Here is a 270-nt window from a genome sequence, read left to right on the forward strand (position 1 = left end):
GTGCCGTGCGCGGCTACCTGGGTACTGCGCCCTATGGCGGTCAGGGTTTGCAGGTATACGGCCCGCTGGCTGCCGACCGGCTGCCGAAGGTGCAACTGAAGATGATGGCGGGTTCTGGCGAGGCCTATGATTGCGATGCCGTGCTGGATGAAATATGGGGCGACTGGAGCGAGGGTGGAGGCAGCGCAACCCTGAGCGGGCACGTACGCCTGGCAGGGACGCAGGCGGGGCATTCCGGGGCGCAAGCGAGCTTTGTCGCCGTCCGCCGAC

General features: G+C 67.0%; 1 pseudogene. It reads left to right on the forward strand.

Going from position 1 to position 270, the window contains the following annotated elements:
* Nucleotides 1-270, forward strand: a pseudogene (locus SB756_RS30430) (PvdJ/PvdD/PvdP-like protein); the annotation flags it as partial.

This window comes from Pseudomonas sp. SIMBA_068, assembly GCF_046534705.1.
In the GTDB taxonomy this organism is placed as follows: domain Bacteria; phylum Pseudomonadota; class Gammaproteobacteria; order Pseudomonadales; family Pseudomonadaceae; genus Aquipseudomonas; species Aquipseudomonas putida.